A 26,961-nucleotide genomic window follows, 5' to 3' on the forward strand; every position below is an offset into this window, starting at 1 on the left:
CACTCATTTTAAAAAGGATTTACCCATGACCATCAATCTGAAAAACCGCAACTTCCTCAAACTGCTGGACTACACCCCGGCGGAGATCCAGTACCTGATCGACCTCGCCATCGAGCTCAAGGCCGCCAAAAAAGCCGGGCGCGAGAAGCAAACCCTTGTCGGGAAAAACATCGCCCTGATCTTTGAAAAAACCTCCACCCGCACCCGCTGCGCCTTCGAAGTGGGCGCGTTCGACCAGGGCGCGCAGGTCACCTATCTCGGCCCAAGCGGCTCGCAGATTGGCCATAAAGAGTCGATGAAAGACACCGCCCGCGTGCTGGGCCGCATGTACGACGGCATCGAATACCGCGGCTACGGCCAGGCCATCGTCGAAGAGCTGGGCGAGTACGCGGGCGTGCCGGTGTGGAACGGCCTGACCGACGAGTTCCACCCGACCCAAATTCTCGCCGATCTGATGACCATGCTGGAGCACGCGCCGGGCAAAACCCTGCCTGAGCTTAGCTTTGCCTATCTCGGCGACGCGCGCAACAACATGGGCAATTCCCTGATGGTAGGCGCGGCCAAGATGGGGATGGATATCCGCCTCGTCGCGCCGAAATCCTTCTGGCCGGAAGCGGGGCTGGTTGAACAGTGCCGCGCCATCGCGAAAGAGACGGGCGCGCGCATCACCCTCACCGACGACGTGAAAGAAGGCGTGCAGGGGACCGATTTCCTCTACACCGACGTGTGGGTCTCCATGGGTGAGCCGAAGGAAGCCTGGGCCGAGCGCGTCAGTCTGATGAAGCCATATCAAATTAACGCCCAGGTGATGAAGGCCACCGGCAACCCGAACGTCAAATTCATGCACTGCCTGCCGGCGTTCCACAACGAACACACCAAAGTGGGCCGCGAGATCGAGATGGCGTACGGCCTGAAGGGGCTGGAAGTGACGGAAGAGGTCTTCGAATCGCCGAATTCCATCGTCTTTGACGAAGCAGAGAACCGCATGCACACCATCAAAGCGGTCATGGTGGCGACACTCGGCGACTAATCACCGCCCGGCGCGCCGCGGGTGCGCCGGGTTTAAGGAGAACATCATGGGCAAGTTCAAGTTTCCCTCCGCTTACACCATTCTCTTTTTCCTGATTGCCGTTGTGGCGGCGCTGAGCTGGGTCGTCCCCGCCGGTCAGTACCAGATGGCGATGAACGAAACCCTCGGTAAAGAAGTCCCGATTGCCGGCACCTACGCGCACGTGGCGGCGCATCCGCAGGGGCTGGTTTCCGTCCTGATGGCGCCAATCGCCGGGCTGTACGATCCGGTCTCCGGCCAGGCCGGGGCGATCGACGTGGCGCTGTTTATTCTGATCATCGGGGGATTTCTCGGGATCGTCACCAAAACCGGGGCGATTGACGCCGGGATCGAGCGTGTGACCACCCGGCTGCGCGGACGCGAGGAGTGGATGATCCCGATCCTGATGGCGCTGTTCGCCGCGGGCGGCACGATTTACGGCATGGCCGAAGAGTCACTGCCCTTCTATACCTTACTGGTGCCGGTGATGCTGGCCGCGCGGTTCGATCCGGTTGTCGCCGCTTCTACCGTGCTGCTCGGGGCGGGGATCGGCACGCTGGGTTCCACCATCAACCCGTTTGCCACGGTCATCGCCGCCAACGCCGCCGGGATCCCCTTTACCAACGGCATCGCCCTGCGCGTGGCGCTGCTGGTCATCGGCTGGATCATCTGCGTGGCGTGGGTGATGCGCTATGCCCGCAAAGTCCGCCAGGATCCGTCGCTGTCGATCGTCGCGGATAAACAGGAAGAGAACCGCGCCCATTTCCTTGGCAACAAGGGCGAACAGTCGCTGGAATTCACCCCGGTGCGCAAAATCATCCTGGTGATTTTTGCCCTCGCCTTCGCGGTGATGATTTACGGCGTGGCGGTACTGGGCTGGTGGATGGCGGAGATCTCCGCGGTGTTTCTCGCCAGCGCGATTATCGTCGGCCTGATTGCCCGCATGAGCGAAGAGGAACTGACGTCGACGTTTATCAACGGCGCGCGAGATTTGCTGGGCGTCGCGCTGATTATCGGCATCGCGCGCGGTATCGTAGTCATCATGGATAAGGGCATGATTACCCACACCATTTTGCACAGCGCGGAAGGGCTGGTCAGCGGGTTGTCCACGGTGGCGTTCATCAACGTGATGTACTGGCTGGAGGTCGTGCTGTCGTTTCTTGTGCCTTCTTCATCCGGCCTGGCCGTTCTGACGATGCCGATCATGGCGCCGCTTGCCGATTTCGCTAACGTCAACCGCGACCTGGTGGTGACGGCTTACCAGTCGGCCTCCGGCATCGTTAACCTCGTCACGCCCACCTCAGCCGTCGTGATGGGCGGGCTGGCTATCGCCCGGGTGCCTTACGTGCGCTATCTGAAATGGGTGGCGCCGCTGCTGGCGATCCTGACGGTGGTGATTATGGTGGCGTTAAGTCTGGGGGCGTTGTTGTAATTTGCCGGATGGCGCTGCGCTTATCCGGCCTACGGATCGGTGCGGTGCCACCGGTTATTTCGGGAACTGATATGGGAACTATGATGGATTACGAAGAGTACTCTCCCAAAGAGCAACTACAGCTGACGGTCTGCCAGCGCCTGATCGCAGAAAAGAGTTACCTCTCTCAGGAGGAGATCCGCCGGGATTTACAGGAGCGTGGTTTTGAGACCATCAGCCAGTCCACCGTTTCACGTCTGCTTAAATTGCTCGGTGTCATAAAAATTCGAAATGCCAAAGGGCTAAAGATTTATTCGCTGAATCCCCAGCTGCGCCCTGCCCCCGACGCCGCGCGTACCGTGTCCGAAATGGTGGTCAGCGTCGAGCATAATAGCGAGTTTATCCTTGTTCATACCGTCGCCGGATATGGCCGCGCGGTGGCGCGTATTCTGGATTATCACCAGCTTCCGGAAATTTTAGGCGTGGTGGCCGGCAGCAGTATTGTCTGGGTCGCCCCCCGGGTGGTGAAGCGCACCGCGCTGGTGCATAAGCAAATTAATTATTTACTCAGAACGCATTAATATTCACAAAGAACCGTTTGCATTGAGTAAAGCGTGCATTAAATCGCTTGATCCGAAAAGCGAGCTGCGTATAATGCCCGACAATTTGCCGGGAGGAAACATGGTCAAGCGTGTACGACATAACGTCTTACCGCGTCTGAAATCAGACGCTGGCCTGCCGTTTTTCTTCCCGTTGCTAAACCTATTCCCAGAGCCCCTCATTTGAGGGGCTTTTTTTTGCCCGGCGTCAGGAGATAAACATGAATCCGCTTTATCAAAAACACATCATTTCCATAAACGACCTCAGCCGCGAAGAGCTGGAACTGGTTCTGGAAACCGCGGCAAAACTGAAGGCCAATCCGCAACCGGAGCTGCTGAAGCACAAGGTGATTGCGAGCTGCTTCTTCGAAGCCTCGACCCGCACCCGCCTCTCCTTTGAGACCTCCATGCACCGCCTGGGCGCGAGCGTGGTGGGCTTCTCGGACAGCAGCAACACGTCGCTGGGTAAAAAAGGCGAGACCCTGGCGGATACCATTTCAGTGATTAGCACCTACGTCGACGCAATTGTGATGCGTCATCCACAGGAGGGCGCGGCGCGCCTCGCGACCGAGTTCTCCGGCGGCATTCCGGTGCTGAACGCCGGTGACGGTGCCAACCAGCACCCAACGCAGACGCTGCTGGACCTGTTCACCATTCAGGAGACGCAGGGCAAACTTGAGAACCTGAACATCGCCATGGTTGGCGACCTGAAATACGGCCGCACCGTCCACTCCCTGACCCAGGCGCTGGCGAAATTTAACGGCAACCGCTTCTACTTCATCGCCCCGGACGCGCTGGCGATGCCGCAGTACATTCTCGACATGCTGGACGAGAAAGGCATTGCGTGGAGCCTGCATGCCAGCATCGAAGAGGTGATGAGCCACGTGGATATTCTCTACATGACCCGCGTGCAGAAAGAGCGCCTGGACCCGTCCGAATACGCCAACGTGAAGGCGCAGTTCGTGCTGCGCGCCAGCGACCTCGAGGGCGCACGCGACAACATGAAGGTCCTGCATCCGCTGCCGCGCATCGATGAGATCACCACAGACGTGGACAAAACGCCGCACGCCTGGTACTTCCAGCAGGCAGGAAACGGCATCTTCGCCCGCCAGGCGTTACTGGCACTGGTTCTGAATCGCGAATTAGCTCTGTAAGGGGAAACGACCATGACACACGATAACAAACTCCAGGTTGAAGCCATCAAGCGCGGCACCGTGATTGACCACATCCCTGCGCAGGTGGGCTTTAAGCTGCTGACGCTGTTCAAACTGACGGAAACCGACCAGCGCATCACCATAGGCCTGAACCTGCCGTCGGGCGAGATGGGCCGCAAAGACCTGATTAAAATCGAGAATACCTTCCTGACCGACGAGCAGGTCAACCAGCTGTCGCTGTACGCGCCGGACGCCACCGTCAACCGCATCGACGAGTATGAAGTGGTCGGTAAATCCCGCCCGAGCCTGCCGGATCGCATTGAAAGCGTGCTGGTCTGCCCGAACAGCAACTGCATCAGCCATGCTGAGCCGGTTTCTTCCAGCTTTGCAGTGAAAAAACGCGCCGATGACATCGCGCTCAAATGCAAATACTGCGAAAAAGAGTTTTCTCATTATGTGGTGCTGGCCAACTAATTGAGGTTGGTAATGAAATCCCGGCTGTTATAATGGCCGGGAACATTCTTAACGCTGTAATTCTGGAGAAAACATGAGCAAAGTACTCGCGACGGAAAATGCACCAGCGGCTATCGGCCCTTACGTTCAGGGCGTTGATCTGGGTAGCATGATCATCACTTCCGGGCAGATCCCGGTGAACCCAAAAACCGGCGCGGTGCCGGAAGACGTCGCGGCACAGGCGCGTCAGTCGCTGGAAAACGTGCAGGCTATCGTTGAATCTGCCGGTCTGAAAGTGGGTGATATCGTGAAAACTACCGTTTTCGTGAAAGATCTGAACGATTTCGCGACCGTTAACGCCACCTACGAAGCGTTCTTCACCGAGCACAACGCCACCTTCCCGGCGCGCTCCTGCGTGGAAGTGGCCCGTCTGCCAAAAGACGTGAAAATTGAAATCGAAGCGATCGCCGTACGTCGCTAATTCGCTTTGGCGATAAAAAAGGCAGCCCAGGCTGCCTTTTTTGTTGCTTGCTACTGATTCCGCGTTGCTCTCAGTAGCGTCTCCAGCGGATAGACCGCCACAATCACCACTTCGTCCTGCACCTTCGCCGCGTTATCCAGCTCGCTCTGAATCGAGGCGATCTCTTTGTCATCCAGCGTCCCCTGGCGCGCCACCAGATCCGTCAGCCTCAGGCCAATCGTGGCCAGCTTATCCACCTCCTGGATCACCGGCTTCATCGCCTTGAGCTGATAGCTGTTTTCGCTTAGCGCCAGCGCGTCGCTGGTGTTGCTCTGCCAGCGGTTAAAGACGTGGCGCAGGGCGTCAGCGCTTTCCGTGTCTTCCGCATCGCTCACCAGACGGTCCGCCCATTTGTGCATCTGGCGCACGGTGGCGCTTTCGGCGTTCAGCGCATCGGCGAAGCGGTTGAGCGGCTCGAACTGATGGTAGTTTCCGGCCTGGAACTTCAGGTGCTGGCGGGTGTAATACTGCGCGGGCTCTACCGCCTGAGCGAGGATCTGCAGCGGCAGGGTGTCGGCATTACCGGCGAGGCGCGTGAACTGCACCTGCTGCTGGGTATGCTGCTGCAGTCCGACCGACACCGTCGACCAGCTGTCCATCGCCTGCAGGCGGGTGTACATGTTGTCGACGTCGTTGACGTCCTGCGCGGACCACAGCCGCTCCGCCACCGCAAACGTACGCGGCCACAGGCGGATATCCAGAACCGGCGCCACCACGTTTTCCGCCCACAGAGCGGCTTCACCGCCGAGCAGGTTGGCCTGATTCGCCACGTCCGGCACGACCGGCGGAACGCCTTTCGGCACGTCGTCCAGACGCGTGCCGCTAATCGGATAGCGCGTATTCCCGACGAGGAAATAACCGGCGAGTTTGTCGTTATCGACGGTGACGACCGGGCGCGTTTCGCCCATCCACGTATCGACGGTAAACGTGACCAGGCTGTCATCGCGCCATTCGATGTTCTGCACCGCGCGGCGGGATTTCCCGGCAAAATCAATAAACCCGCGCCAGCCTGCGTCCCCTTTCACCAGCGTGAAGCTCCCCTCCACCGGCTTGCCCTTCAGGCGCGGCATGGAGAAGGCCCAGCTCTGGGCGCTGTCGGTATCCGCTATCACATCAACGCCGTTCAGCCCCTGCGGGACGATCTCGTTGCGGTAGTGATAGGCGGTGGACTGGGGCTGATCGAGATAGAAACCGGTGGAGAGAATGCCCCTGTAGCCGTTCTGCGCCACCTGCCCCAGCGCGTCCTGCCCCTGCCAGGACTGGATCAGAATGCTTTTCGGCAGATCGGGATGGTAGATCTCATCCCAGCCGACCATCTGGCGGTGATGCTTCTCGAGGATCGTTTCCAGCCTGCGGTTAAAATAGGCCTGCAGCGCGTGGCTGTCCGCCAGCCTGTTGTCGCGCATAAACTGCTGGATGGCCGGGTTCGCTTTCCACTGGCTATCGTCCACCTCATCACCGCCGATGTGCAGATACGGATCGGGGAAGATCGCCGCCAGTTCGCTGACCATCGCGTCGGCAAAAGCGTAAGTTGCGTCTTTTGTGGGATCCAGCACCGGCTTCAGCACGCCCCAGTGGCGCTCCATGGCGTACGGCCCCGGGGCGCTCATCAGCTCCGGGTAGGCCACGGCAATCGCCGAGGCGTGACCCGGCATATCGATCTCCGGCACCACGCGGATACCGCGTTCGGCGGCGTAACGCACCACCTCGCGCATCTGATCTGGGGTGTAGAACAGCCCGTCGCTGGCAAGCTGGGTTAATTTTGGATAACGCTTCGAGCTGAAGCGCCAGCCCTGGTCGTCGGTCAAATGCCAGTGCAGCACGTTGAGCTTCGCCGCAGCCATGCCGTCGATCTGGCGTTTAATATCCGGCAGCGGGATAAAGTGACGTGCCGAATCGAGCAGCAGCCCGCGCCACGGGAAGCGCGGCGAATCTTCAATGGTAACCCACGGCAGAGAGGTTTTTTCCGCCCCGTTCTGCATCAGCTGGAGCAGGGTTTCCATAGCGCGCAGCGCGCCGAAGCGGGTGTTGGCGGAGATATTCACCCCGTTGGCGTCCACCGTGAGCTTATAGGTTTCATCGCTGTCCGGCAGCGGCTGCGGCTTGACCTTTTTGGCAATCGCGATGCGGATAGTCGGTTTGTCCGGCTTTTCAGCCTGCGGCTGCAGCGTCCAGCCGGTTTGCAGGGCGATACGCTGGCGCAGGCGGCTGACGGCGTCACCGAGATCGTCGCCGCTGACGCTAATGGATACGTTGTTGCTGAGCACCAGCGCGCCCTGGGTGGTCGGGCGTTCGACCTTCGCAGGCCAGGGCATTAAGGGGAGATCCCCTGCCGGGGCGGCAAAGGCAGAGGCGCCGAGCATCAGCCCGGCGGTTAAGAGACTGTACCGTAACATGAATGTTCCTTATCTGACGGGCCAAATAAAGGCAAAACATTCTGTTAACATGCGCTCAATTTGTCGTCAAGCGAATGCGCCGACGGAGATCACAGGTTGTTGAATTTGGGAGGAAAGCCAGTCCCCTCTCCCCAAAGGGGCGAGGGGGAAAGGCGGCACCGAGCGGTCCCCTCTCCCTTCCAGGGAGAGGGTTAGGGTGAGGGTAAAAAATTACTGCCACCCATACCGACGCGCATAGAACCCTTTCACCATCTGGGTCAGCACCATATAACCGGCGAGGATCGCCACCAGCCACGGGAAGTAGCTCAGCGGCAGCGCCTGCAGCTGCAGGTAGCTCGCCAGCGGTGAGAACGGCAGCGCGATGCCGAGCGCCATCACAATCCCCGTCATCACAATCAGCGGCCACGCGGCACGGCTCTGGATGAACGGAATGCGGCGGGTGCGGATCATATGCACAATTAGCGTCTGCGACAGCAGGCCTACCACGAACCAGCCGGACTGGAACAGCGTCTGATGTTCCGGCGTGTTGGCATGGAACACAAACCACATCAGGCAGAAGGTCAGGATGTCGAAGATGGAGCTGATCGGGCCAAAGAACAGCATGAAGCGCCCAAGATCTGCCGGGTTCCAGTGCTGCGGCTTCTGGATCTGCTCGTCGTCCACGTTATCAAACGGGATCGCCACCTGAGACACGTCGTACATCAGGTTCTGGATCAGCAGGTGCAGCGGCAGCATCGGCAGGAACGGCAGAAACGCGCTCGCCACCAGCACGCTGAAGACGTTACCGAAGTTGGAGCTGGCGGTCATTTTGATGTACTTGAGCATGTTGGCAAAGGTACGGCGCCCTTCAATGACACCCTCCTCCAGCACCATCAGGCTTTTTTCCAGCAGAATGATATCCGCCGCTTCGCGGGCGATATCCACCGCCCCGTCGACGGAAATACCGATATCCGCCGCACGCAGCGCGGGCGCGTCGTTAATGCCGTCGCCCATAAAGCCCACCACGTGCCCTTCGCGCTTGAGCAGGGTGACGATGCGCTCTTTGTGCATCGGCGTCAGGCGGGCAAACAGCGTGGTACGCTGGGCAAGCTTCGCCAGCTCGTCATCAGAGAGATGTTCAATATCGCTCCCCACCACCACGTCGCCCGCGTCCAGCCCCACTTCATGGCACACTTTAGCCGCCACCAGCTCGCTGTCGCCGGTGAGAATTTTGACGGTAATACCGCTCGCCTTCAGCGCCTTCAGCGCCGGTGCGGTGGTCTCTTTCGGCGGGTCGAGGAAGGCGATGTAGCCCTCAAGGATCAGATCGGATTCGTCAATACGCTGATAGTCCCCCTCGCGCGCGGGCAGGAACTTGCTCGCCACCGCCACCACGCGCAGCCCCTGACGGTTGAGGTTGTCGGTGACGCGCTTGATGCGGCGCAGCATGGTGTCGTCCAGCGGCACGATGTCGCCGTTATAGCGCACCTGCGTAGACACGTTGAGGATCTCCTGCAGCGCGCCTTTGCAGATCAGCTGATGCACGTCCGTCTGCTCGCTCACCACCACCGACATGCGGCGGCGCTCGAAGTCAAACGGGATCTCATCCACCTTCTGCCAGCGGCCGGAGAGCGTGCGGGCGGACTCTTCATCCACCCCTTCCAGCACCGCAACGTCGAGCAGGTTTTTCAACCCGGTCTGATAATGGCTGTTCAGCCACGCGCTGTGAAGGACGCGCTCGCTGGTTTTGCCGGAGATATCGGTGTGGTTCTCCAGCACGATTTTGTCCTGCGTCAGGGTGCCGGTTTTATCGGTACAAAGGATGTCCATCGCGCCAAAGTTCTGAATGGCATCGAGGTGTTTAACGATCACTTTTTGTTTAGAGAGCTTCACCGCACCGCGCGCCAGCGTGGAGGTGACGATCATCGGCAGCATTTCCGGCGTTAAGCCGACCGCCACGGAGAGCGCAAACAGCGCCGCTTCCCACCAGTCTCCTTTGGTGTAGCCGTTGATCAGCAGCACGATCGGCGTCATCACCATCATAAAGCGGATCAGCAGCATGCTGACGCGGCCAATCCCTTTCTGGAAGGCGTTTGGCTCGCTCTCCTGCTCGCTGACGCGTCCGGCAAGCTGACCAAACCAGGTGTTGCCCCCGGTGGCGGTGACAATCGCCTGCGCGGTGCCGCTGACCACCGTGGTGCCCATAAAGCACAGGGTGTCGCACTCGAGCGGATTCATCTGCTGCGGGTCGCGGCTGCGCGCCACCTTTTCAACGGGCAGGGATTCCCCGGTCAGGGAGGCCTGCGCGACGAAAAGATCGCGCGCCTGGATGATGCGTAAATCCGCCGGGATCATGTCCCCCGCCGCCAGCTTCACCAGATCGCCCGGCACCAGCTGGTCGATAGGCAGCTCCACCCAGGCGTTTTCGCCGAGATCGTTAATCACCCGCGAGACGGTCGCGGTGTTGCTGACCATCGCCTTCAGGGCGTCAGCCGCTTTGGTAGAGCGGGCTTCCTGAATAAAGTTCAGCAGCGTTGAGATACCGACCATAAGGGCAATGACGCCTGCAGCAAACAGATCTTCCGTCGCGTAGGAGATGAGGCCGAGCACGGTCAGCAGCAGGTTGAACGGGTTGCGGTAGCAGAGCCACAGGTGCACCCACCACGGAGACGGCTTTTGCGCCGGAATGAGGTTATCGCCATGCACGGCGCGGATTTTTTCCACTTCTGCCGCGTTCAGCCCTTCCGGGTGTCCGCCAAAGGCGCGCCAGACTTCGTTTTCATCCATCGCCGCCACGTTCAGGCAGCGTTCGGTCAGGGACGCGGGGATCGCCGCCCCCGCCATGTTTTTGGCATTGGGCAGCGGGTCGCGCTGAACAAGACGGTGTGGCAGGTGGCGGCTCAGCAGGGCCTGCAGCTGCCGGGTGATATTTTTAAACATAGTCATTCCTCCACATCCGCAAACGCGGACGCAGCTTTTCCTTCAGGCGTGGCAAAGCCGTACCTGAGAGGCACTCAATTTTTCAAGCAGGAACGTTTGGGACGTTGCTGCCTCACATCACCGGTGAGACAGCAAAAGCTGGCTTACCGGAAAGAACGCATTCTCCCGTTCAGGAGAGGTGTGGGATCGGGATCCATGATGCCTCCGGTAAGTAAAAAACAGGGTGTCGCCGCGCAGTCCAGGGATTTAGGCATACCCTTTATGACGATTCGGGCGGTATTATACCCCCCTGCAAATAAACCGAACGTAAACCAGACTTTGCCCATAGCGAAATCGCGCTATAGCATTAGGCTCAATTCACTACATCGTCGTTGTTACAGGGAATACAGCATGCAGAACCGCCTTACGATTAAAGACATCGCGCGTTTAAGCGGCGTGGGGAAATCGACCGTCTCACGCGTGCTGAACAACGAAAGCGGCGTCAGCGAACGCACCCGCGAGCGCGTCGAGGCGGTTATGAATCAGCACGGTTTTTCCCCTTCCCGCTCCGCGCGCGCCATGCGCGGGCAGAGTGACAAAGTCGTCGCCATCATTGTCTCGCGTCTGGACTCTCTGTCTGAAAACCTCGCCGTGCAGACGATGCTGCCCGCCTTCTACGAGCAGGGATATGATCCGATCATGATGGAGAGCCAGTTCTCGCCACAGCTGGTGGAAGAGCATCTGGGCATGCTCCAGCGGCGCAACATTGACGGCGTGGTGCTGTTCGGCTTTACCGGCATCAAAGACGAGATGCTAAAACCCTGGCAGCCTTCGCTGGTGCTGCTGGCGCGCGATGCCCACGGGTTTGCCTCCGTCTGCTATGACGACGAGGGCGCGATTATCACCCTGATGCAGCGCCTCTTTGACGAAGGCCATCGCCACATCAGCTTCCTCGGCGTCCCGCACGCGGACGTCACCACCGGCAAGCGCCGCCATGAAGCCTATCTGGCCTTTTGCAAAAAGCACAATCTTTCCGCCGTGGCCTCCCTGCCGGGTCTGGGCATGAAGCAGGGCTACGAGCAGGTCGCCAGCGTACTGACGCCGCAGACCACCGCGCTGGTGTGCGCCACGGATACCCTTGCACTGGGTGCCAGCAAATATCTGCAGGAGCAGCGTATCGATAACCTGCAGGTGGCGAGCGTCGGCAGCACGCCGCTGATGAAGTTTCTGCACCCGGAGATCATCACCGTCGATCCGGGCTACGCCGAATCCGGCAGACAGGCCGCTGCGCAGCTGATCGAGCAGATAAACGGGCGCGCTGAGCCGCGTCAGATCGTCATTCCCGCTCACCTTTCGTAATCGCCATAAAACAGATTATTGTGATCTTCGCCCGATTTCGGGAACGTTCCCATTTTCGCCGTCACGCTGAAGGAGTAGGCTTGCGCTCAGGTCATTCCCCCCCTCACCATCTGTCATGAGGTTTCATGATGAGTAAAGTCAAACAAGCAGATATCGATCGGCTGATCGTCCTGGTCGGCGGCCGCGAAAACATCGCCACCGTCAGCCATTGCATTACCCGCCTGCGCTTCGTGCTGAACGATCCGGCCAAAGCCAACCCGAAGGCCATTGAAGAACTTTCCATGGTCAAAGGCTGCTTCACCAACGCCGGGCAGTTCCAGGTCGTTATTGGTACCGAAGTGGGCGATTACTATCAGGCTCTGCTGGCGACAACCGGGCACTCCTCCGCCGATAAAGAGCAGGCGAAGAAGGCCGCGCGCCAGAATATGAAGTGGCACGAGCAGCTGATTTCCCACTTCGCGGAGATTTTCTTCCCGCTGCTGCCCGCGCTGATCAGTGGGGGCTTGATCTTAGGCTTCCGTAACGTCATCGGCGATGTGCCGATGAGCGACGGTAAAACCCTGGCGCAGATGTATCCGGCGCTGAAAACCGTTTACGATTTCCTGTGGCTGATTGGCGAGGCGATCTTCTTCTATCTGCCGGTCGGGATTTGCTGGTCCGCGGTGCGTAAAATGGGCGGTACGCCGATCCTCGGTATCGTACTCGGCGTCACGCTGGTCTCTCCGCAGTTAATGAACGCTTACTTACTTGGTCAGCAGGTGCCTGAGGTGTGGAACTTCGGCCTGTTTACCATCGCCAAAGTGGGCTATCAGGCGCAGGTCATTCCGGCCCTGCTGGCGGGGCTGGCGCTGGGCTTTATTGAAACCCGACTGAAGCGCATCGTGCCGGATTACCTCTATCTGGTGGTGGTGCCGGTGTGCTCGCTGATTCTGGCGGTGTTCCTGGCGCATGCCTTTATCGGTCCGTTTGGCCGCATGATTGGCGACGGCGTGGCCTTCGCGGTGCGTCACCTGATGACCGGCAGCTTCGCCCCGATTGGCGCCGCGCTGTTTGGCTTCCTGTACGCCCCGCTGGTGATCACCGGCGTGCACCAGACCACGCTGGCCATTGATATGCAGATGATCCAGAGCCTCGGCGGCACGCCGGTCTGGCCGATTATCGCCCTGTCTAACATTGCTCAGGCGTCAGCGGTGACCGGCATCATTATCGTCAGCCGCAAGCACAACGAACGCGAGATCTCCGTTCCGGCGGCCATCTCCGCCTACCTCGGCGTCACCGAACCGGCGATGTACGGTATCAACCTGAAATACCGCTTCCCGATGCTCTGCGCGATGATCGGTTCCGGTCTGGCGGGCCTGGTGTGCGGACTGAACGGCGTAATGGCAAACGGGATTGGCGTCGGCGGCCTGCCGGGCATCCTCTCCATCCAGCCCGCTTACTGGCAGGTGTTCGCCCTGGCAATGGCCATCGCCATTATCGTCCCAATGGCGCTGACCACCGTGGTTTACCAGCGTAAGTTCCGTCAGGGCTCGCTGCAGATTGTTTAACTCTCTCTTTCGGGGCGCAGTTGCGCCCCTTCGCATTTGCAGGAACACACTATGAATACCCTTCCTCACTGGTGGCAAAACGGCGTTATCTACCAGATTTACCCCAAGAGTTTCCAGGATACCACCGGCAGCGGCACCGGCGATCTGCGCGGTGTGACGCAGCGTCTGGACTACCTGAAAACCCTCGGCATCGACGCCATCTGGCTGACGCCGTTTTATATCTCCCCGCAGGTGGACAACGGCTACGACGTGGCAAACTACACCGCCATCGACCCGGCCTACGGCACGCTGGATGATTTCGACGAGCTGGTCGCTGAGGCGCACGCGCGCGGCATTCGCATCGTGCTGGACATGGTGTTTAACCACACCTCCACGCAGCACGCCTGGTTCCGCGAGTCGCTGAACAAAGCGAGCCCGTACCGCCAGTTCTACATCTGGCGAGACGGCACGCCGGAGCAGTTGCCCAATAACTGGCGCTCCAAGTTTGGCGGCAACGCCTGGCGCTGGCACGCGGAGAGCGAGCAGTATTACCTGCACCTTTTCGCGCCGGAGCAGGCCGATCTCAACTGGGAAAACCCGGCGGTGCGCGCCGAGCTGAAAAAGGTGTGCGAGTTCTGGGCCGACCGCGGCGTCGACGGCTTGCGCCTCGACGTCATTAACCTGATTTCGAAAGATCAGGATTTCCCGAATGACGAGACGGGCGACGGTCGCCGCTTCTACACGGACGGGCCGCGCATCCACGAATATCTGCAGGAAATGAGCCGCGACGTCTTCACCCCGCGCAACCTGATGACGGTGGGCGAGATGTCCTCAACCTCGCTGGAAAACTGCCAGCAGTACGCGTCGCTCGACGGGCGCGAGCTGTCGATGACCTTTAACTTCCACCACCTGAAGGTGGACTACCCCGGCGGCGAAAAGTGGACGAAGGCGAAGCCGGACTTCGTGGCGCTCAAAACCCTCTTCCGCCACTGGCAGCAGGGGATGCACAACAAAGCCTGGAACGCGCTGTTCTGGTGTAACCACGATCAGCCGCGCATTGTGTCGCGCTTTGGCGACGAAGGGGAATACCGGGTTCACGCCGCGAAGATGCTCGGCATGGTACTGCACGGCATGCAGGGCACGCCGTATATTTATCAGGGTGAGGAGCTGGGGATGACCAACCCGCACTTCAGCCGCATCACCGATTACCGCGACGTGGAAAGCCTGAACATGTTCGCGGAACTGCGCGCCAACGGCCGCGATCCGGATGAATTACTGGCGATTCTGGCGAGTAAGTCCCGGGATAATGGCCGCACGCCAATGCAGTGGGACGCGTCGCACAACGCGGGCTTTAGCGAGGGCGAACCGTGGATTGGCGTCTGCGATAATTACGAAACCGTGAACGCCCGCTCGGCGCTCGACGACCCGGATTCGGTGTTCTACACCTACCAGTCGCTGATCGGCCTGCGTAAAACCCTGCCGGTGCTGACGTGGGGAGATTATGAAGATCTCCTGCCGGAGCATCCTTCTCTGTGGTGCTATCGCCGCCAGTGGCAGGGACAGACCCTGATTGTTGCGGCAAACCTGAGTAATACGCCTCAGGAATGGCAGACAGACCTTCTCAGCGGTAAGTTGCAGGTGCTGATGAGTAACTACCCGACACCGCAAACGACGTCGCTGCGTCCGTTTGAAGCCGTCTGGTGGTTGCAGCAGTAGCATTCCCTGCCGGGTGCGGCTCAGCACCCGGCTTACTTAACTGTTTTTGTTGAGTAATTAATCAGATTTTTCTCTCGCGCCTTTACAATCGCTGAAGCGCCCGTCGTTTGTACTCTCGTTTTTTTACTTTGTTCTGCATCAAATAAATCGCAAACATGTTTGATGCAAATCACTATATGTAGCACTTAAAATGCACGCCAACCCAACATCTTGTATTTATCGTCTACTATTCCAACAACAAGACGGCGCTTACGCTGGCCGGAATTGTGGATAACACGAGCTGGGAACGCGGGAAGTCTTTGGCCTGGCGGGGAATACGCCCGGAGAAGACTTCTCCACCTCTGTGGATAACCTGTTTTCAAAAATGGAGTGATCATGACACCGCATGTGATGAAACGTGATGGCTGTAAAGTGCCGTTTAAATCAGAGCGCATCCAGGAAGCCATTCTGCGTGCAGCTAAAGCAGCGGGAGTCGATGACGCAGATTACTGCGCCACCGTCGCAGAAGTCGTTAGCAGCCAGATGAACGAACGCAGCCAGGTCGATATCAATGAGATCCAGACCGCGGTTGAAAACCAGCTGATGGCGGGGCCTTACAAGCAGCTGGCGCGCGCCTACATTGAGTACCGCCACGATCGTGACGTGCAGCGTGAGAAGCGCGGGCGTCTGAACCAGGAGATCCGTGGTCTGGTAGAGCAGACCAACTCTGCCCTGCTCAATGAAAACGCCAACAAAGACAGTAAAGTGATCCCGACCCAGCGCGACCTGCTGGCCGGCATCGTCGCCAAACACTATGCCCGTCAGCATCTGCTGCCGCGCGACGTAGTCTCGGCGCACGAGCGCGGCGAAATTCACTACCACGATCTCGACTATTCGCCGTTCTTCCCGATGTTCAACTGCATGCTGATCGACCTGAAAGGCATGTTGACCCACGGTTTTAAAATGGGTAACGCAGAGATTGAACCGCCAAAATCCATCTCCACCGCCACCGCGGTCACGGCGCAGATCATCGCCCAGGTCGCCAGCCATATTTATGGCGGCACCACCATTAACCGCATTGATGAAGTGCTGGCCCCGTTCGTGACGGCAAGCTTCAACAAGCACCGTAAAACGGCCGAAGAGTGGCAGATCCCGGACGCTGACGGCTACGCCCATTCCCGCACCGAGAAAGAGTGCTACGATGCCTTCCAGTCGCTGGAATATGAGGTGAACACGCTGCACACCGCCAACGGCCAGACGCCGTTTGTGACCTTCGGTTTTGGCCTGGGCACCAGCTGGGAATCACGCCTGATCCAGCAGTCGATCCTTCGCAACCGTATTTCTGGCCTGGGCAAAAACCGCAAAACGGCGGTGTTCCCGAAACTGGTGTTCGCTATCCGCGACGGCCTGAACCACAAGTTTGGCGATCCGAACTACGACATCAAACAGCTGGCGCTGGAGTGCGCGAGCAAGCGCATGTATCCGGACATCCTGAACTACGACCAGGTTGTGAAAGTTACCGGTTCGTTTAAAACGCCAATGGGCTGCCGCAGCTTCCTCGGCGTGTACGAGGATGAAAACGGCGAGCAGATCCACGACGGGCGCAACAACCTGGGCGTCATCAGCCTCAACCTGCCGCGCATCGCGCTGGAGGCGAAAGGTAATGAAGCTGAGTTCTGGAAACTGCTGGATGAACGTCTGCAGCTGGCGCGCAAAGCGCTGATGACCCGTATCGCCCGTCTGGAAGGGGTGAAAGCCCGCGTCGCGCCGATCCTCTATATGGAAGGGGCCTGCGGCGTGCGCCTGAAGGCGGACGATGACGTATCCGAGATCTTCAAAAACGGTCGCGCGTCCATTTCGCTGGGCTACATCGGCATTCACGAAACCATCAACGCGCTGTTTGGCGACACGCACATGTACGACAGCGAAGCCCTGCGCGAAAAAGGGATCGCCATCGTTCAGCGCCTGCGCGACGCGGTAGACCAGTGGAAAGAGGAAACCGGCTACGGGTTTAGCCTCTACAGCACGCCGAGCGAGAACCTGTGCGACCGCTTCTGCCGTCTGGACACCGCCGAGTTCGGGATTGTGGAAGGCGTGACCGACAAAGGGTACTACACCAACAGCTTCCACCTCGACGTCGAGAAGAAGGTCAACCCGTACGACAAGATCGACTTCGAAGCGGCGTATCCGCCGATCGCCAGCGGCGGCTTCATCTGCTACGGCGAATACCCGAACATTCAGCACAACCTGAAGGCACTGGAGGACGTGTGGGATTACAGCTACCAGCACGTGCCGTATTACGGGACCAACACGCCAATTGATGAGTGTTACGAGTGCGGCTTCACCGGCGAGTTTGAATGTACCAGTAAAGGCTTTACCTGCCCGAAATGCGGCAACCACGATGCTGCTCGCGTCTCCGTGACCCGTCGCGTGTGCGGCTATCTCGGTAGCCCGGACGCGCGTCCTTTTAACGCCGGCAAGCAGGAAGAGGTGAAGCGTCGCGTCAAGCATTTGGGGAATGGGCAGATCGGTTAATCCTCAGCCACGTTAATGCCCGGTGGCGCTGCGATTACCGGGCCTACGGACCGCTCTCTTTTGTAGGCCGGGTAAGCGCAGCGCCACCCGGCGTGGTTATTCGCTATGAACTATCACCAGTACTACCCTGTCGACATCGTCAACGGCCCCGGCACCCGCTGCACCCTGTTTGTTTCAGGCTGCATCCACGAATGCCCCGGCTGCTACAACAAAAGCACCTGGCGACTCAATTCCGGCATGCCGTTCACCGCGGAGATGGAAGATAAAATCATCAGCGACCTGAACGACACGCGCATTCACCGCCAGGGAATTTCGCTCTCCGGCGGCGATCCGCTGCACCCGCAAAACGTGCCGGATATCCTGAAGCTGGTGAAGCGCATTCGTGCAGAGTGTGCGGGAAAAGATATCTGGGTCTGGACAGGCTACAGGCTGGATGAACTGAATACGCAGCAGATGGAAGTGGTGGATCTGATTAACGTGCTGGTCGACGGCAAGTTCGTGCAGGATTTAAAAGACCCGGCTTTGATCTGGCGCGGCAGCAGTAACCAGGTTGTACATCATTTGCGTTGATCAAAGGCGGATGTTATCCATCCGCCCTTACCTCAAAACCGACTCAAACTCTCCATCGCCACCGCCTTAAACCCGGCAAAATCTCCGCAGCTAGAAAGCCTCGACATCGCCCGCTCGCGCAGGAAGGTGACGAAGATATCGTAAATCGCCATCGCCTCTTCGTACTCGCTTTTGCTGATGGCGAGCAGGAAGATGACGTGCGCGGTTTCGTCGCCCCACTGAACGCCCTGCGGGGCGAGCACGGTGTAGACCACCGTTTTCTGCGCCAGCAGGCCGAGGGAGTGCGGGAGCGCGATGCCGTCGCCGAGCATGGTGCTGACGATGGCTTCACGCTCAACAACCGAATCCAGAAACTCCGCGCCGACAAAGCCTTCGGCCTCAAGCTGTTCACATAGCTCGCGGAACAGCGTCTGCTGATCGATCGGCTTATCGATAATGCGGAAATGGGCCGCGTCGAAGTATTTATCCAGCATCCACGGGCGGGTGCGGTCCACGAGCACCAGTTTGCCAATCTGTTCTAACTGATAGTCGGTCGGGAACGGGGCGATCGTTACTACCGGTTTCGACTTTTCGCTGACGCGTGCGGTGGCTATCACAAAGTCTTCGCCAATGGTTTCCGCAACCTCGTACTCGCGCAGGGTGAGCGTGCGCGTCACCTCAATCTGCGGATATTTACGCTGCAGCACCGCCTCAATCATGCGGACCATCGCGTTACCGGCGTCGCATACCAGCAGCACGCGCGGCTGGCGCTGGTAGCCGATGTTGTAGTGGCGCTCCAGCCCGACGCCAATGTGCAGCACCAGGAAGCCAATCTCGTTTTCGCTGATCGCATACGGCGTGTATTTGCCCCAGCTCGACACCGCCGCCAGCGTCATGTCCCACGCCATCGGGTAGTGCTGCTTGATGTTATCCAGCAGCGGATTGGGGATCATAATTTGATACCGCACGCGGGTGATCATGGTTTTGATGTGCGTGAGCAGATCCGCGTGCAGCTGTTCGTCGCTGAGCAGGTTGTAGTTATAGTGGGTGTTGATGTAGCGCAGGATGTAGTTGACCAGCGCCTCGTCGTCGTCGGCGTTAATGGCGCTGGGCGCGATCTCCTGAATCTGCCGCGCCGCAATGTGCACGCACAGCCAGCTCTCCTCCGAAGGTGAAAGCGCCTTGCCCGCCAGCTGCTGGATGGTGACGGCGATATCCTTAGCCGCCTCGCGCACGTTCTCTTCCACGTCTTCGGCGTGGAATTCCGGCAGCGGATAGCCCTCGCTGATGCGCCGTACCGACACCGCGCAGTACAGGCGCAGGAACAGCTCGCCTTCATCGGTCAGGCGAATGTGGTGACGCGTCAGGGCGTCGTGCAGCACCGGCACCATCTGCTCCGCCACACCCGCATTTAGCGCCACGTCGGTCACCAGCGGGTTCAGGCTGTCCTGCTGGGCCAGCTCCCAGAGCAGATCGGTCAGGCACGCGCGGGTCGACATCTCGCTGCCAAACAGCTTCATGCCGTGGCGCGGACGCGTTTCCAGCGTCAGGTTATAGCGATGGAACCACTCTCGGACTTCGGCCATGTCGCTTTGCAGCGTGGCGCGGCTGACGAACCACTCGTCCGCCAGATCCTCCAGCTTAAGAGAAAATGCCGAGGTCAGAAAACGCACCACCAGATAATGCACGCGCTCCGGCCCGGTGCGGGGGATACGCAGCGCGCGCGGATGGGAGGCCTGCAGCTCTTGATACCGCGCCGCATCGTCAATTTTGAGCTGGTAGCCGTTGCCCCGGCTCAAGATAAACTGCGCGCCGTGGCTTGCCAGCAGCGCGTTCAGGGCGGTGATATCGGCACGGACGGTTCGCGTGGAAACCGACAGCCGCTGCGCCAGTTCGTCCTGCGGCAGCGTCTCGTTTTGCAACAGTTCGAAAAGTTGCGCTAAACGTTGGTTCGGAAATCGCACGTCGTTGTCCTCTTACGGCTTAAGGTGAAATGACCATCTGGGATGGGCTGCCGACCGGGGTATAGTCCGGTTCGAAGCTCAATTTCCCGTCCTGCGCCACGCGGAAACGGGTAATGTTGTCGCTGCGCTGGTTCATGACGTACAGCCAGCGTCCCTGCTTATCGAGCGTCAGGGTGCGGGGATAATCACCACGCGTCCACACGTCATCCTGATGCGTCAGCGTGCCCTCCGCCGTTACGGTAAAGTGCCCGATGCTGTTATGCAAACGGTTAGCCACATACAGCTGTTTGCCGTCTGCGCTTAACGCCAGACCGGCAGCAAAGCTGGTGCCTTTGTAACCTTCAGGCAGGGCTGAAAGCGTTTTGCCCTCTTTTAAGGTGCCGTCGGCGTTCACGGTATACCGGGTGAGCGTAGACGCCTCTTCGTTAATCAGCCACAGGGCATCGCCCTTCGGCGTAAAGACAAAGTGGCGCGGCCCGGCCCCTTTTGAGGAGGCGCTGATAAACGGCGGATCGTTCGGCGTCAGCTTTCCTGTCCGATCGTCAAAGCGGTACTGATAGATGCGATCCAGCCCAAGATCGGTCATAAACACGTATTTCCCGCTCGGATCGGCGGCGAGCATGTGCGCATGCGGGCCGTTATGATCGCTGATCGCGAAACTGCCCTCGACGGCAGCTTCCGGCTTCGCCGCGCCCGGTTCGCCTTGATCCTGACGTTTGTCCGTGGCTTCCCCCAGGCTGCCGTCTGCGTTGACGGGTAAAATGGCAATCGATCCGCTGACGTAGTTCGCCACCAGAAGATGCTTGCCGTTCGGCGTCAGGGAGAGATACACCGGCCCCGCACCGCCGGAGGCCACCTGATTCAGCTCGCTCAGCTCACCGTTATCGCCGACGCGCAGCGCCTGCACCACGCCCTGCTCTACTTCACTTGCCAGATACAGCGTTTTGCCGTCTTGTGAAAGGGTCAACTGCGCCGCATTCGGCAGTTTGCTCACCAGCGTTTTATCTTTCAGCGCGCCGGTTTGCGGGTTAACAGTAAAACGGTACAGCCCTTCACCGTTCGGATTATAGGTACCCACCCAGGCGTATTGCGTCTGGGCGACAGCGGCGGTGGCGAACATTGAGAGTGAAGCGACAAGCAGGGTACGGGTGTGCATGGTGGCTCCTTCAGGTGTGTGCAGTTTAGTTTTGTTTTATTTAACCAGCTTCTTCGTCATCGCCAGCAGCGTACGCACGTCTTCCGGACGCGTATCACCGCTGGCTTTGTCGATAATCGAGCTGTAGATATGCGGGACGATCTTGCTCACGCCCGCGTCGAGGGCGATCTGCAGGATCTCCTCATAGTTTTCCAGATCGATACCTCCGGTCGGCTCCAGCCAGAAGTCGTGGCGGGCGCAGGCTTCCGCCACCGCCTTGTACTCGTCACGGCACTTGAGGCCGCCCATCGGGAAGTATTTGATGGAGCTGCCGCCGAAATCTTTCAGCAGGGCAATCGCGGTTTCAACCGGCACGATACCGTCCGGCGCTTTGCTGCTCAGCGGGCCGGTGGAGATTTTTACCATGCCGACGGTGCCGGTCGGAGAGACCAGACCGTTGACCACGGACTCATTCTGCCCCAGCAGCGCGCGGCTGGTGGCCACGCCGGTGAAAACCTGGTTAACGTGCTGCGGCTGTACCTGACGGGAGATTTCACTCACCATCGCCGACTGGTTCGGGTCGCCCGCGCCCAGCCCAACAGACAGCGCGTTATCAATCAGCTTCGCGTATTCGCGCATATCGGCAACAGCGCTCGCCACGTCCGGGTAGTTTTTGGAGAGCACGCCCACCAGCACGTGGCCTTCCGCCGCCTCGTAGATGGCGCTGGCGTTGGCCTTTGAGCCAGCCAGCACGTTCAGGCAGACGCGGTCACGGTAAAAGTTGGGGGTCAGTTTCATGCGTTTCTCTCCTGTCCTAATACTTCACTAATGCGGCGGTACACGATGTTCAGCTGGTCAGCGTTTACGCTGCGCACGTCCGCCTCAATAATCCCTTCGTTGGCCTTGTAGCCACGGAAGTAAATGGCGTACTCGCCCTGCTTCAGCTTCGCCACCAGATCGCCCGTGCCGACGCCGGTCGTGACTTCGTCGAACTTAATCTCGGTGCGGGCAATATCGCGTCCGGCGCTGTCCCAGACCACGCGCGCGGTCACACCGTTCAGGGTGTTGAGCGCCTCGATAAACGGCGTCATTTTCGCCACCATCTCGGCGCCGCTCTCTTTAGTGGCCGTCAGGTAGTGTTCGATGGCGCAGGTCAGGCCGAGAATGCCCTCTTTGCCGACCTTCATCGCGCGGCCAATGCCCGCCGTCTGGCGCTTAACCCACTCAACGTACTGGGTTTTGCCGATCACCAGACCGCTGGTTGGGCCTTCGATCGCCTTCGCGCCGCTGTAGATGACCAGGTCCGCGCCGGAACGGTAGTACGCTTGCAGGTCTTCTTCCGCCGCGGCATCCACGATGAGCGGCAAGTCGTGTTTACGTGCGACAACCGCCGCCTGCTCGACGCTGAGCATGCTTTTCTGCACGCAGTGGTGTGATTTGATGTACATGATCGCCGCCGTACGCGGCGTGATTGCCGCCGCCAGCTGATCGGCGGAACATTCGTTGGCGTAGCCCGCTTCCACCAGCCTGCCGCCGCCCAACGCCACCATGGTGCCCACCGGCGCGCCAAAGTTCACGTTGTGGCCTTTCGGCAGGACGATTTCGTTATTTTCAATCGGTGTGACGTGCAGGTTTTCCAGCAGCCAGTCGCTATCTTTTACCAGCACCGCGGCCACGGACTGGGCAATGCCCGCCGACGCGCAGGAAACCACCGTCGCCCCTTCCACGTCCAGCAGCTTCGCGATGTAATCCCCGGTTTTATTGACCAGATCCTTCATCTCGAAATAGTGATTCATGCCGTCCATCGCCGCCTGCACGACTTCCGGGCGCGGCGTGGAGACGCCGAGCGCCGTCATGCGGCCAGAGGTGTTGATCACCTGCTTTAAGTTGTACTTCTCATAAATCGAAGGCATGTTCCGTGCTCCCTTGTTCGGTCATGTAGCCCTTGCCCGCGCGGATCGCGGCAAGCGGCACCAGAATGTATTCAGCCTGCAGGCTGTCGTTTTCGGCATCCGTCAGCACCGTCGGCTGATGTTTGAGGGTGAATAGCGTCAGATCGGCGTCGAGACCCGGCTGAATGCGGCCCTTGCGCGCCAGGCGCAGGCCGTCGGCGGCGTTCGCGGTGACGCAGTCAATCACCTGCGGTAAGGACATGCCGATGGCGAGAAACTTCGACATCACGCTTGCCAGCGAGCCCACCGGGCCGTTGATGCGGTTGCGGCAGTAGATATCCGAGCTGATGGTGTGCGGCAGAATACCCATCGCGATGGCGCGTTTCGCCACCTCAAAGCTAAAGCTCGCCGTACCGTGCCCGACGTCCAGACGCACGCCGCGCTTCAGGGCGGAGGAAATGGAGGCGCGCAGCTCGCCGGACGGCGTCAGAATGCGGTTAGGCTTGCCGTTATAGCAGTGGGTGATAATGTCGCCGGAGCTCAGCAGCTCGGCAATCTCGTCAAGGTTCGGCGGGTTGTTGCCAATATGAACCATCAGCGGCAGGTCGCCGTTCTCTTTCTGAATGGCTTTGGCACGCTCCAGCGGCGTGATGCCGTTTTCACCGACCACGCTGCTGCTCATGCGCGCCTTCAGGCCGACGATAAAATCAGGGTGGCGCGTCACCGCCTGCTTCACCGCGTCGGCGTCAATATTGGCCATGTTGGCCAGCTCGTTCTGGGCAATCAGCCCCACGCGGGAGATGTTCAGCAGGGCAAAGACCTCAGTGGAGGCCCTGCGGGTGATGTCATAGAAATCGTCCACGTCGTCGGCCCCGGTACTGCCCGCATCCACTACGGTGGTGACGCCGGTGGCAATGCCCACGCTGTCCGGCTCGTCGTGGTAAATCGGGGAATTCGGATAGCAGTGTACATGGGAGTCAATCCAGCCTGCGCTGACGAACACGTCACCGTTAAGATCAACCGTCTTGCGAGCGGGAGCGTCAATGTCGCCCGTCGCGGCAATCTTCCCGTCCTGAATCGCGATATCGGTCAGGGTATCGTCGGCGAGGCGCGCGCGGCGCAGGAGTAAATCAAACATGAGGATCTCCTGAAAAGGCGGGCGCCGGAGCGCCCGCGGGTATTAAAGGGCGACCGGGAACAGCCAGCCCAGAATCATCGCGCCGAGGATAGCGCCACCGGTAATCGGCTTCTGCCAGATGTAGAACAGCAGCGCACCTACCAGCGAACCGACGCCGATTGGAATGGAGGCGGTCATGGCGCTGAGAATAATCAACGGCCCGAGGAAGCGGCCGGAGGCGTTGCCAGCCCCCATCATCACGTCTGCGCCGTAGGTGGAGTTGCTCTGGTTGATAGTGAACTTACGCGCCAGGATGATGACGTAGCCAATCGCCAGGCCAATCACCAGGCCGGTGATCAGCGAAGCAATGAAGTTGGTCACCGGGAACATGATCCCCGCGCCCAGCAGCAGCGCCGGAACGCCAAGGCCCACGCCGGTCTGGATCGCGCCGCCGATGTCGAGAATACCAACCAGCGACCCTTCGATAATACGGGCGAACAGGAAGCTCGCGCCAAACGCCGCCACCGCGCCGTAAACGCCGGTATCAATGCCCGCTTTCAGCATCGCCACGAAGGCCACTTCGTTAAACGCGCCGATGCCGTAGAGGTAGTACATGTGCGTCCCGGCAAACACGCCGGAGGAGAGCAGGCCAACGAAGATCGGGAACGACCAGTCGGCATACCAAAAACCTTTATTCTGTTCCATGTAGAGGCTCCTGTTATTTACCGCTGAGCGAGTTGTGGATCATGTCGAGCCAGTTCGGCACGGTCAGATGGAAGGATTCAATCATCTTCATGTCGAAGCCGCGGAAGAAGCCGCTCAGCACGAAGAGCAGGACGATAGCCGCCATCATCACTTTGGTGACGTGGTTCCAGCCGCTCTCTTCTACGCCTTTACCGATCAGGATCCCCAGCACCAGGCCCGGTACGGCGTTCCCCATAATCAGCTGCGCCGCGCCGCCAAAAATGGTGGCCCAGAAGCCCGATTTTTTACCCGCATCGATAGCCGCCAGCCAGAAGATCACCGGCATCACGGTGTTCACCAGCAGGTTTGCCGCCGGCACCAGCACCTTCACGGCGGTGACCTGAAGGGCAGCCGGCACGGAGGAGGCGGTAAGGTTAAGGAAGGTCACGACAATCATGCCGATCAGGCCGCAGGCAATCGCCATTTTGCGCGGGTCGTGCAGCGTTTCGCCGACGTTACGGTTTTTGATCATCAGTGCAGCAGCACCCCAGTTCGGGATGATGCGGTGGTCAACGTCCTGTGTGAAGGCACCTGCGGCCACGGAAGAGGCCCAGGCATTAAAGAAGAAACCTAACCCAAAGGAGAAGTGGGACGCCGGATCCCCTTCACAGGAGTTCAGTTCCCCCAACGTACGAAACGCGCCCATACCCTGAGTGGTAGGCGCATGAAACATGCGTGCAGCCCCGGCTCCGACACCGACGCCAACCAGGCCGCCAATGATGAGCGATTTTATTAATATAATTAAGAACATCAGTCTGCCCTTTTATGAATAATCAGCGTTGCGTGACGAAATCCACCTGGTCAAGATTGATAGCGGTCACGTTGACGGTCACATCCAGCTCCACGCTGTAGGTGCGTCTTTCCCGGCGCAGAAAGAAGAACAGAAACGCTTCTTTACGCACCGCTTCTTGCGCCTGAACGACCTGCACATCCTGTGGCTCAATACGCAGTAAGATATGCGGTGAGGCTTTCATCACCGCGGCCTGAACGTGGTTGAGCGCGTCGGCAAAGGCGCGCGCTTTGGCGTCGCCCTTCCCCTTCACTCTCACCGTGGTTGTGAACTGTTCTTTCATGCTTATGCGCCGTATTTCTTCTGCCACGCCTGCACCAGACGCTCGCCCAGCTCTTCTTTATCCATAAAGCCAAAGCCCAGCACGTTGCAGCCTTCGTTGATGGCGGTCACGCCCTCTTCCACGGAACGCATGCCGTATTTGGCCTTGTAGCCGTATTTGGTCTGGGCGGTGATGGCACCCGCACCGCCGCTGCCGCAAAAGGAAATACCGAAGGTGGCGTTTTCTGCTTTCATCATGTCGCCGAGCTTCATGTCTGCCGCCATGCCCGGTACGACAACCGCGCGTCCACCTGCTTTTTCCACACCGGCTGCCACTTTCTGACCTTTACCCAGGCGATCGCCAATCACGACTGTAATCTGTTCCATGTGTTGCTCCTTAAAGGTTGTCTTTCGCGACTTCAAAGTGAACGGAGAGCAGCCAGGCTTCTTCATCAGGAAGGTTGCCAAACTGCGCGACCACTTCACGGGCGAGCCGCATTGAATCCGGTGAAATTTCGTCAAACAGCTCTGCTTCAACCTCCGGCAGCGGCTCGCCGGTCACGGACCGGTGCGCCATGGCGCGCACGTGGGAAGTGAGCATCTGCTCCTGTACCGCATTGGGGATGATGTTGTTCCGGGCCAGCAGGGCATAAACCTGCTGCAGCATGGTGTTCGCGAGCTGTTCTGTTTGCTCCGCCTGTTCCCCAACGTCGTTCATTACCGCTCCGTTAATCACTGGTCTTACCCCGTTAATGGCTCTGGAATAAAACTAACGTTGGGGGGGAATTGTTTGTAGCGAGTTGTTTTCCACTTCGAAGTGGAAAGGCGAGCCGCGGCAGTGATCTGTGCCACATAAATGCGGTGAATCTGAATTAATGACGGTATTTGCGTGATGAATATCACGTATTCCAGCGG

At 59.2% G+C, this 26,961-nt stretch carries 24 protein-coding genes and 1 pseudogene; 12 read left to right on the forward strand and 13 right to left on the reverse strand.

All coding sequences use genetic code 11. From position 1 onward, the window contains the following. The first annotated feature begins 25 nt into the window (after nt 1–25). The 3 genes from argF to LRM19_RS12180 all read left to right on the forward strand — a co-directional run bounded on the left by argF (nt 26) and on the right by LRM19_RS12180 (nt 3,040). A complete protein-coding gene (gene argF, locus LRM19_RS12170) occupies nt 26–1,030 on the forward strand; it encodes an ornithine carbamoyltransferase (RefSeq protein WP_127729406.1) in 1,005 nt (334 codons plus the stop codon). A gap of 46 nt (nt 1,031–1,076) precedes the next feature. Then, nucleotides 1,077–2,480 carry a YfcC family protein gene (locus LRM19_RS12175; RefSeq protein WP_127729404.1) on the forward strand — a complete coding sequence of 468 codons (1,404 nt, stop codon included), beginning with the start codon at nt 1,077–1,079 and terminating at the stop codon, nt 2,478–2,480. Nucleotides 2,481–2,560: 80 nt separating this feature from the next. Then, the gene (locus LRM19_RS12180) at nt 2,561–3,040 is read left to right on the forward strand and encodes an arginine repressor (protein WP_029739272.1); all 480 of its coding nucleotides are present in this window, start codon (nt 2,561–2,563) and stop codon (nt 3,038–3,040) included. Between the two features lie 3 nt (nt 3,041–3,043). Here LRM19_RS12180 and LRM19_RS12185 read toward each other — a convergent pair. After that, nucleotides 3,044–3,161 (reverse strand): annotated as a pseudogene (locus tag LRM19_RS12185) (hypothetical protein). Here LRM19_RS12185 and LRM19_RS12190 point away from each other — a divergent pair. The 4 genes from LRM19_RS12190 (at nt 3,141) to ridA (ending at nt 5,146) form a co-directional block, all read left to right on the forward strand. Further along, entirely contained in the window at nt 3,141–3,245 is a 105-nt protein-coding gene (locus LRM19_RS12190) for a pyrBI operon leader peptide (RefSeq protein ID WP_022646880.1), read from the forward strand. The pseudogene LRM19_RS12185 and the gene LRM19_RS12190 overlap by 21 nt on opposite strands. Nucleotides 3,246–3,279: 34 nt before the next feature. Next, nucleotides 3,280–4,212 (forward strand): aspartate carbamoyltransferase, encoded by a 933-nt coding sequence (gene pyrB, locus LRM19_RS12195; protein WP_032651472.1) that lies wholly within the window; start codon nt 3,280–3,282, stop codon nt 4,210–4,212. Between the two features lie 12 nt (nt 4,213–4,224). Beyond that, the gene (gene pyrI / locus LRM19_RS12200; RefSeq protein ID WP_023310197.1) at nt 4,225–4,686 is read left to right on the forward strand and encodes an aspartate carbamoyltransferase regulatory subunit; all 462 of its coding nucleotides are present in this window, start codon (nt 4,225–4,227) and stop codon (nt 4,684–4,686) included. 73 nt (nt 4,687–4,759) lie between these two features. Then, nucleotides 4,760–5,146: a 2-iminobutanoate/2-iminopropanoate deaminase gene (gene ridA, locus LRM19_RS12205; protein ID WP_008501391.1), complete on the forward strand. Its 387-nt coding sequence runs from the start codon at nt 4,760–4,762 to the stop codon at nt 5,144–5,146. A 50-nt stretch (nt 5,147–5,196) separates the two neighbouring features. Here ridA and LRM19_RS12210 read toward each other — a convergent pair whose 3' ends face one another. Both LRM19_RS12210 and mgtA read right to left on the reverse strand, forming a co-directional pair. After that, nucleotides 5,197–7,581 (reverse strand): beta-N-acetylhexosaminidase, encoded by a 2,385-nt coding sequence (locus LRM19_RS12210; protein WP_271368988.1) that lies wholly within the window; start codon nt 7,579–7,581, stop codon nt 5,197–5,199. Between the two features lie 210 nt (nt 7,582–7,791). Next, nucleotides 7,792–10,500, reverse strand: a complete 2,709-nt coding sequence (gene mgtA / locus LRM19_RS12215; RefSeq protein WP_045335516.1) for a magnesium-translocating P-type ATPase — start codon at nt 10,498–10,500, stop codon at nt 7,792–7,794. A gap of 390 nt (nt 10,501–10,890) precedes the next feature. On the opposite strand from mgtA, the gene treR reads away from it, so the two are divergent. The 5 genes from treR (at nt 10,891) to nrdG (ending at nt 18,164) form a co-directional block, all read left to right on the forward strand. Further along, nucleotides 10,891–11,838 (forward strand): trehalose operon repressor TreR, encoded by a 948-nt coding sequence (gene treR / locus LRM19_RS12220; protein ID WP_032651468.1) that lies wholly within the window; start codon nt 10,891–10,893, stop codon nt 11,836–11,838. Nucleotides 11,839–11,966: 128 nt separating this feature from the next. After that, on the forward strand, nt 11,967–13,385 hold the full coding sequence (gene treB, locus LRM19_RS12225) for a PTS trehalose transporter subunit IIBC (protein ID WP_029739268.1): 1,419 nt from the start codon (nt 11,967–11,969) through the stop codon (nt 13,383–13,385). 51 nt (nt 13,386–13,436) lie between these two features. Next, nucleotides 13,437–15,080, forward strand: coding sequence for an alpha,alpha-phosphotrehalase (treC, locus tag LRM19_RS12230; RefSeq protein WP_271368989.1), 1,644 nt, complete (start codon nt 13,437–13,439; stop codon nt 15,078–15,080). Nucleotides 15,081–15,455: 375 nt separating this feature from the next. Further along, on the forward strand, nt 15,456–17,594 hold the full coding sequence (nrdD, locus tag LRM19_RS12235) for an anaerobic ribonucleoside-triphosphate reductase (RefSeq protein ID WP_008501397.1): 2,139 nt from the start codon (nt 15,456–15,458) through the stop codon (nt 17,592–17,594). Between the two features lie 105 nt (nt 17,595–17,699). Then, complete coding sequence (gene nrdG / locus LRM19_RS12240) at nt 17,700–18,164, forward strand: anaerobic ribonucleoside-triphosphate reductase-activating protein (RefSeq protein ID WP_271368990.1); 465 nt, start codon at nt 17,700–17,702, stop codon at nt 18,162–18,164. 32 nt (nt 18,165–18,196) lie between these two features. Here the strand turns inward: nrdG and LRM19_RS12245 are convergent, their stop codons facing one another. From LRM19_RS12245 to LRM19_RS12290, 10 genes are read right to left on the reverse strand one after another with little or no spacing between them, the layout of a single operon-like run. Next, nucleotides 18,197–20,107, reverse strand: a complete 1,911-nt coding sequence (locus LRM19_RS12245) for a BglG family transcription antiterminator (RefSeq protein ID WP_271368991.1) — start codon at nt 20,105–20,107, stop codon at nt 18,197–18,199. Between the two features lie 19 nt (nt 20,108–20,126). After that, the gene (locus tag LRM19_RS12250) at nt 20,127–21,263 is read right to left on the reverse strand and encodes a lactonase family protein (RefSeq protein WP_271368992.1); all 1,137 of its coding nucleotides are present in this window, start codon (nt 21,261–21,263) and stop codon (nt 20,127–20,129) included. 36 nt (nt 21,264–21,299) lie between these two features. Then, nucleotides 21,300–22,040, reverse strand: coding sequence for a 2-dehydro-3-deoxy-phosphogluconate aldolase (gene dagF, locus LRM19_RS12255; RefSeq protein WP_115876602.1), 741 nt, complete (start codon nt 22,038–22,040; stop codon nt 21,300–21,302). Further along, nucleotides 22,037–23,155, reverse strand: coding sequence for a DgaE family pyridoxal phosphate-dependent ammonia lyase (locus LRM19_RS12260; protein ID WP_271368993.1), 1,119 nt, complete (start codon nt 23,153–23,155; stop codon nt 22,037–22,039). The genes dagF and LRM19_RS12260 overlap by 4 nt, the downstream gene beginning before the upstream one ends. Beyond that, a complete protein-coding gene (locus tag LRM19_RS12265; RefSeq protein WP_271368995.1) occupies nt 23,139–24,272 on the reverse strand; it encodes an amidohydrolase/deacetylase family metallohydrolase in 1,134 nt (377 codons plus the stop codon). The genes LRM19_RS12260 and LRM19_RS12265 overlap by 17 nt, the downstream gene beginning before the upstream one ends. A gap of 42 nt (nt 24,273–24,314) precedes the next feature. Next, the gene (locus LRM19_RS12270; protein WP_003856081.1) at nt 24,315–24,956 is read right to left on the reverse strand and encodes a DUF4310 family protein; all 642 of its coding nucleotides are present in this window, start codon (nt 24,954–24,956) and stop codon (nt 24,315–24,317) included. 13 nt (nt 24,957–24,969) lie between these two features. Continuing rightward, nucleotides 24,970–25,746 carry a DUF4311 domain-containing protein gene (locus tag LRM19_RS12275; protein WP_024907277.1) on the reverse strand — a complete coding sequence of 259 codons (777 nt, stop codon included), beginning with the start codon at nt 25,744–25,746 and terminating at the stop codon, nt 24,970–24,972. Between the two features lie 22 nt (nt 25,747–25,768). Continuing rightward, complete coding sequence (locus tag LRM19_RS12280) at nt 25,769–26,068, reverse strand: DUF4312 family protein (protein ID WP_006810338.1); 300 nt, start codon at nt 26,066–26,068, stop codon at nt 25,769–25,771. Between the two features lie 2 nt (nt 26,069–26,070). After that, on the reverse strand, nt 26,071–26,433 hold the full coding sequence (locus LRM19_RS12285; RefSeq protein WP_010427372.1) for an SFCGS family glycine-rich protein: 363 nt from the start codon (nt 26,431–26,433) through the stop codon (nt 26,071–26,073). Between the two features lie 10 nt (nt 26,434–26,443). After that, nucleotides 26,444–26,782 carry a glycine dehydrogenase gene (locus tag LRM19_RS12290; protein ID WP_025911967.1) on the reverse strand — a complete coding sequence of 113 codons (339 nt, stop codon included), beginning with the start codon at nt 26,780–26,782 and terminating at the stop codon, nt 26,444–26,446. Nucleotides 26,783–26,961 lie beyond the last annotated feature (179 nt).

Source organism: Enterobacter sp. PI-10, assembly GCF_027947695.1.
GTDB lineage: Bacteria > Pseudomonadota > Gammaproteobacteria > Enterobacterales > Enterobacteriaceae > Enterobacter > Enterobacter vonholyi.

Coding starts and splice junctions, on each gene's coding strand:
- argF (WP_127729406.1), top strand. CDS start 26: ATGACCATCAATCTGAAAAACCGCAACTTCCTCAAACTGCTGGACTAC.
- LRM19_RS12265 (WP_271368995.1), bottom strand. CDS start 24,272: ATGTTTGATTTACTCCTGCGCCGCGCGCGCCTCGCCGACGATACCCTG.
- LRM19_RS12275 (WP_024907277.1), bottom strand. CDS start 25,746: ATGTTCTTAATTATATTAATAAAATCGCTCATCATTGGCGGCCTGGTT.
- LRM19_RS12270 (WP_003856081.1), bottom strand. CDS start 24,956: ATGGAACAGAATAAAGGTTTTTGGTATGCCGACTGGTCGTTCCCGATC.
- LRM19_RS12180 (WP_029739272.1), top strand. CDS start 2,561: ATGATGGATTACGAAGAGTACTCTCCCAAAGAGCAACTACAGCTGACG.
- pyrI (WP_023310197.1), top strand. CDS start 4,225: ATGACACACGATAACAAACTCCAGGTTGAAGCCATCAAGCGCGGCACC.
- LRM19_RS12260 (WP_271368993.1), bottom strand. CDS start 23,155: ATGCCTTCGATTTATGAGAAGTACAACTTAAAGCAGGTGATCAACACC.
- LRM19_RS12285 (WP_010427372.1), bottom strand. CDS start 26,433: ATGGAACAGATTACAGTCGTGATTGGCGATCGCCTGGGTAAAGGTCAG.
- pyrB (WP_032651472.1), top strand. CDS start 3,280: ATGAATCCGCTTTATCAAAAACACATCATTTCCATAAACGACCTCAGC.
- LRM19_RS12190 (WP_022646880.1), top strand. CDS start 3,141: ATGGTCAAGCGTGTACGACATAACGTCTTACCGCGTCTGAAATCAGAC.
- nrdD (WP_008501397.1), top strand. CDS start 15,456: ATGACACCGCATGTGATGAAACGTGATGGCTGTAAAGTGCCGTTTAAA.
- mgtA (WP_045335516.1), bottom strand. CDS start 10,500: ATGTTTAAAAATATCACCCGGCAGCTGCAGGCCCTGCTGAGCCGCCAC.
- LRM19_RS12175 (WP_127729404.1), top strand. CDS start 1,077: ATGGGCAAGTTCAAGTTTCCCTCCGCTTACACCATTCTCTTTTTCCTG.
- LRM19_RS12210 (WP_271368988.1), bottom strand. CDS start 7,581: ATGTTACGGTACAGTCTCTTAACCGCCGGGCTGATGCTCGGCGCCTCT.
- nrdG (WP_271368990.1), top strand. CDS start 17,700: ATGAACTATCACCAGTACTACCCTGTCGACATCGTCAACGGCCCCGGC.
- LRM19_RS12280 (WP_006810338.1), bottom strand. CDS start 26,068: ATGAAAGAACAGTTCACAACCACGGTGAGAGTGAAGGGGAAGGGCGAC.
- dagF (WP_115876602.1), bottom strand. CDS start 22,040: ATGAAACTGACCCCCAACTTTTACCGTGACCGCGTCTGCCTGAACGTG.
- treC (WP_271368989.1), top strand. CDS start 13,437: ATGAATACCCTTCCTCACTGGTGGCAAAACGGCGTTATCTACCAGATT.
- treR (WP_032651468.1), top strand. CDS start 10,891: ATGCAGAACCGCCTTACGATTAAAGACATCGCGCGTTTAAGCGGCGTG.
- treB (WP_029739268.1), top strand. CDS start 11,967: ATGAGTAAAGTCAAACAAGCAGATATCGATCGGCTGATCGTCCTGGTC.
- LRM19_RS12250 (WP_271368992.1), bottom strand. CDS start 21,263: ATGCACACCCGTACCCTGCTTGTCGCTTCACTCTCAATGTTCGCCACC.
- ridA (WP_008501391.1), top strand. CDS start 4,760: ATGAGCAAAGTACTCGCGACGGAAAATGCACCAGCGGCTATCGGCCCT.